Origin of the sequence: Eoetvoesiella caeni (assembly GCF_003315175.1) — a bacterium.
Lineage (GTDB): Bacteria > Pseudomonadota > Gammaproteobacteria > Burkholderiales > Burkholderiaceae_B > Eoetvoesia > Eoetvoesia caeni.
In genome coordinates this window covers 1-5,688 of record NZ_QNRQ01000031.1, presented here as the reverse complement: position 1 = coordinate 5,688, position 5,688 = coordinate 1, and the positions used below count along the sequence as shown (strand labels likewise).

The window sequence follows — 5,688 nt, the reverse complement described above, 5'->3', positions numbered from 1 at the left end:
GTGGGTTGAGGGGTTTTGAGGGATAAGAGCCTGACGATGACCTACTTTCACAGACGTTAATCAACTATCATCGGCGCAAAGGCGTTTCACGGTCCTGTTCGGGATGGGAAGGGGTGGGACCACCTTGCTATGGTCGTCAAGCGTAACCGGGTGTTGGCAAGAACTAAGTTCTGACCAACGAATCTGAGAAGAAGCGCAACAAGGCGGTAAAGATGGCGTTTAGACGCTACGGGCCGCGATGGGTACTGACCTAAGTCAGCACGGGTGCGTGTCGGGGTCCTCACGACACGGCTTTAATTTGTTTGAACGACACTTGAACCAACGTAACCTACAAGGTTATAGGATCAAGCCGCACGGGCAATTAGTATCAGTTAGCTGAACGCATTACTGCGCTTACACACCTGACCTATCAACGTCCTGGTCTCGAACGACCCTTCAGGGGGGTCTAGCCCCCGGGATACCTAATCTTCAGACGAGTTTCCCGCTTAGATGCCTTCAGCGGTTATCTCTTCCGTACGTAGCTACTCGGCAATGCCATTGGCATGACAACCGATACACCAGCGGTACGTCCACTCCGGTCCTCTCGTACTAGGAGCAGGCTCCGTCAAGTATCCAACGCCCACGGCAGATAGGGACCAAACTGTCTCACGACGTTTTAAACCCAGCTCACGTACCTCTTTAAATGGCGAACAGCCATACCCTTGGGACCGGCTACAGCCCCAGGATGAGATGAGCCGACATCGAGGTGCCAAACACCGCCGTCGATATGAACTCTTGGGCGGTATCAGCCTGTTATCCCCAGAGTACCTTTTATCCGTTGAGCGATGGCCCTTCCATTCAGAACCACCGGATCACTATGTCCTGCTTTCGCACCTGTTCGACGTGTCAGTCTCACAGTCAAGCACGCTTATGCCATTGCACTATCAGCACGATTTCCGACCGTACCTAGCGTACCTTCGAACTCCTCCGTTACACTTTAGGAGGAGACCGCCCCAGTCAAACTGCCCACCATGCACTGTCCCCAACCCGGATAACGGGCCAAGGTTAGAACCGCAAACAAACCAGGGTGGTATTTCAAGGTTGGCTCCACGCAATCTAGCGATCACGCTTCAACGCCTCCCACCTATCCTACACAGGCCGGTTCACAGTTCAATGCAAAGCTACAGTAAAGGTTCATGGGGTCTTTCCGTCTAGCCGCGGGGAGATTGCATCATCACAAACACTTCAACTTCGCTGAGTCTCAGGAGGAGACAGTGTGGCCATCGTTACGCCATTCGTGCAGGTCGGAACTTACCCGACAAGGAATTTCGCTACCTTAGGACCGTTATAGTTACGGCCGCCGTTTACCGGGGCTTCGATCAAGAGCTTGCACCCCATCACTTAACCTTCCGGCACCGGGCAGGCGTCACACCCTATACGTCCACTTTCGTGTTTGCAGAGTGCTGTGTTTTTAATAAACAGTCGCAGCCACCGATTCTCTGTGACCCCTTCATGCTCAGGGCGCAGGCCCTTCACACTACCGGGGTATACCTTCTCCCGAAGTTACGGTATCAATTTGCCGAGTTCCTTCTCCTGAGTTCTCTCAAGCGCCTTGGAATATTCATCCCGTCCACCTGTGTCGGTTTGCGGTACGGTCTTGTTAAACTGAAGCTTAGAGGCTTTTCTTGGGACCACTTCCAATCAGTTTAAGGCCTAAGCCCTATTCAGCCACACCCTTGAATTGCGCGCCCGGATTTACCTAAGCGCCTTCTATAGTGCAGCAACGGAGACATCCAACACTCCGATGATCTTTCGCAATCCGTCCCCCCATCGCATTTAACAATGGTGCTGGAATATTAACCAGCTTCCCATCAGCTACGCATCTCTGCCTCGCCTTAGGGGCCGACTCACCCTGCGCCGATGAACGTTGCGCAGGAAACCTTGGACTTACGGCGAGGGGGCTTTTCACCCCCTTTATCGCTACTCATGTCAGCATTCGCACTTCTGATACCTCCAGCCACCTTCTCAAGTGACCTTCACAGGCTTACAGAACGCTCTCCTACCACGTACGCCTAAAAGACGCACATCCGCAGCTTCGGTCTATGGCTTAGCCCCGTTACATCTTCCGCGCAGGACGACTCGATCAGTGAGCTATTACGCTTTCTTTAAAGGATGGCTGCTTCTAAGCCAACCTCCTGACTGTCTATGCCTTCCCACTTCGTTTCCCACTTAGCCATAGTTTGGGACCTTAGCTGGCGGTCTGGGTTGTTTCCCTCTTGAGTCCGGACGTTAGCACCCGGTGCTCTGACTCCCACGCTGTACTTGCCGGTATTCGGAGTTTGCCATAGGTTGGTAAGTCGCCATGACCCCCTAGCTATAACAGTGCTCTACCCCCAGCAGTAATCACATGAGGCACTACCTAAATAGTTTTCGGAGAGAACCAGCTATTTCCAGGCTTGTTTAGCCTTTCACCCCTATCCACAGCTCATCCCCTAATTTTTCAACATTAGTGGGTTCGGTCCTCCAGCACGTGTTACCGTGCCTTCAACCTGGCCATGGATAGATCGCCTGGTTTCGGGTCTACACCCAGCGACTGAATCGCCCTATTCGGACTCGCTTTCGCTACGCCTTCCCTATTCGGTTAAGCTTGCCACTGAATGTAAGTCGCTGACCCATTATACAAAAGGTACGCAGTCACGGAACAAGTCCGCTCCTACTGTTTGTATGCACACGGTTTCAGGATCTATTTCACTCCCCTTCCGGGGTTCTTTTCGCCTTTCCCTCACGGTACTGGTTCACTATCGGTCGATCACGAGTATTTAGCCTTGGAGGATGGTCCCCCCATGTTCAGACAGGATTTCACGTGTCCCGCCCTACTTGTCTGACGCCTAGTTCCACAAGTTGAATTTCGTCTACAGGGCTATCACCTGCTACGGCCGGACTTTCCATTCCGTTCGACTATCCAATCTGCTAAAACGTCAAGGCTGTTCCGATTTCGCTCGCCGCTACTTTCGGAATCTCGGTTGATTTCTTTTCCTCGAGCTACTGAGATGTTTCAGTTCACCCGGTTCGCTTCCACACACCTATGTATTCAGTGTGGGATACTCCCTTACGGGAGTGGGTTTCCCCATTCGGACATCTGCGGATCAAAGCTTGTTTGCCAGCTCCCCGCAGCATTTCGCAGGCTACCACGTCCTTCATCGCCTGTGATCGCCAAGGCATCCACCATGTGCACTTAGTCGCTTGATCCTATAACGTTATAGGTTATAGAACTTGAGTTCGCGTTGTTAAAAGTGCCGTTCATCATTTCAAAGCCAACGTGCTCGCGCACCTTGTTTGAGAACTATTTGAACAAATTTGTTTGTATGCAATCACAACCCGTAGTTATCGTACACACACCGGTTTCGACCACATCGAAATGCGTCGCTCGTTTGTGCACACCATAATTACTTTATTGTTGTGCTTCTTCCAGATTGTTAAAGAACGAATAAAACAGTCGCCGATCCGTTAAGATCAACGCACAACCCCGTACGGCAAACTGCCTACGATGCTCTGCGTTGTACTTGACGCCATGACAAAAACCAACCCAACCGATATCCCCGCGTTGAACCCCCTGCGATTTCCCCATCGCCCCGCTTCCGCCCTCAGCGCCTGGCGGCGCCCCAGCAGAAATGGTGGAGGATGACGGGATCGAACCGACGACCCCCTGCTTGCAAAGCAGGTGCTCTCCCAGCTGAGCTAATCCCCCCAATCTTTCGTAAAAACCGTGGTGGGTCAAGTTGGAATCGAACCAACGACCCCCGCCTTATCAAGACGGTGCTCTAACCGACTGAGCTACTGACCCAAACTCGTGCCGTTGCGATGGGTAACCATGTCATGTGACTGCTAACAACCGATAAGCGTGGACGCTTACGCTTTGTGAAACCTATGCTCTTAAAGGAGGTGATCCAGCCGCACCTTCCGATACGGCTACCTTGTTACGACTTCACCCCAGTCATGAATCCCACCGTGGTAAGCGCCCCCCTTGCGGTTAGGCTACCTACTTCTGGTGAAACCCACTCCCATGGTGTGACGGGCGGTGTGTACAAGACCCGGGAACGTATTCACCGCGACATGCTGATCCGCGATTACTAGCGATTCCGACTTCATGGAGTCGAGTTGCAGACTCCAATCCGGACTACGATCGGGTTTCTGAGATTGGCTCCCCCTCGCGGGTTGGCAACCCTCTGTCCCGACCATTGTATGACGTGTGAAGCCCTACCCATAAGGGCCATGAGGACTTGACGTCATCCCCACCTTCCTCCGGTTTGTCACCGGCAGTCTCATTAGAGTGCCCTTTCGTAGCAACTAATGACAAGGGTTGCGCTCGTTGCGGGACTTAACCCAACATCTCACGACACGAGCTGACGACAGCCATGCAGCACCTGTGTTCCGGTTCTCTTGCGAGCACTCCCAAATCTCTTCGGGATTCCAGACATGTCAAGGGTAGGTAAGGTTTTTCGCGTTGCATCGAATTAATCCACATCATCCACCGCTTGTGCGGGTCCCCGTCAATTCCTTTGAGTTTTAATCTTGCGACCGTACTCCCCAGGCGGTCAACTTCACGCGTTAGCTGCGCTACTAAGGCCCGAAGGCCCCAACAGCTAGTTGACATCGTTTAGGGCGTGGACTACCAGGGTATCTAATCCTGTTTGCTCCCCACGCTTTCGTGCATGAGCGTCAGTATTATCCCAGGGGGCTGCCTTCGCCATCGGTATTCCTCCACATCTCTACGCATTTCACTGCTACACGTGGAATTCTACCCCCCTCTGACATACTCTAGCTTGGCAGTTAAAAGTGCAGTTCCAAAGTTAAGCTCTGGGATTTCACACCTTTCTTTCCAAACCGCCTGCGCACGCTTTACGCCCAGTAATTCCGATTAACGCTTGCACCCTACGTATTACCGCGGCTGCTGGCACGTAGTTAGCCGGTGCTTATTCTGCAGGTACCGTCAGTGACGCCAGGTATTATCCGGCGCCGTTTCTTCCCTGCCAAAAGTGCTTTACAACCCGAAGGCCTTCATCGCACACGCGGGATGGCTGGATCAGGGTTTCCCCCATTGTCCAAAATTCCCCACTGCTGCCTCCCGTAGGAGTCTGGGCCGTGTCTCAGTCCCAGTGTGGCTGGTCGTCCTCTCAAACCAGCTACGGATCACTGCCTTGGTAGGCCTTTACCCTACCAACTAGCTAATCCGATATCGGCCGCTCTAATAGTGAGAGGTCTTGCGATCCCCCCCTTTCCCCCGTAGGGCGTATGCGGTATTAGCCACGCTTTCGCGTAGTTATCCCCCGCTACTAGGCACGTTCCGATACATTACTCACCCGTTCGCCACTCGCCACCAGACCGAAGTCCGTGCTGCCGTTCGACTTGCATGTGTAAAGCATCCCGCTAGCGTTCAATCTGAGCCAGGATCAAACTCTTCAGTTTAATCTCTGTTTTACATCGTATTTTCTTCCGTACCCTTGGCTTTAACCCCGCCGATACGTCGGTCATACGTCGCGATCACTCAAAGAAAAAGCAGGTTTCTATTTCCATAAAAACTTGACTTCTTCATTTGTGCGAGCACTAGAATAACTATTTAGCACCCCTTCGTGAGAAGGGTGGCTTCACGCATTCCAAGCGCCCACACTTATCGGTTGTTTCGTTGTTAAAGAGCAATGACATAAAACA

2 tRNA genes and 3 rRNA genes are annotated in these 5,688 nt (G+C 52.5%); all 5 read right to left on the bottom strand.

The window, feature by feature from the left end:
- Window positions 1–28: 28 nt before the first annotated feature.
- Window positions 29–141: ribosomal RNA gene (gene rrf / locus DFR37_RS22520) — 5S ribosomal RNA — on the bottom strand.
- A 199-nt stretch (window positions 142–340) separates the two neighbouring features.
- Window positions 341–3,228, bottom strand: a 23S ribosomal RNA gene (locus DFR37_RS22515).
- Window positions 3,229–3,651: 423 nt separating this feature from the next.
- A tRNA-Ala gene (locus DFR37_RS22510) sits at window positions 3,652–3,727 on the bottom strand.
- A 19-nt stretch (window positions 3,728–3,746) separates the two neighbouring features.
- Window positions 3,747–3,823, bottom strand: a tRNA-Ile gene (locus DFR37_RS22505).
- A gap of 91 nt (window positions 3,824–3,914) precedes the next feature.
- Window positions 3,915–5,445, bottom strand: a 16S ribosomal RNA gene (locus DFR37_RS22500).
- Together the 16S, 23S and 5S rRNA genes with 2 tRNA genes alongside form the textbook arrangement of a ribosomal RNA operon.
- Window positions 5,446–5,688: the final 243 nt, after the last annotated feature.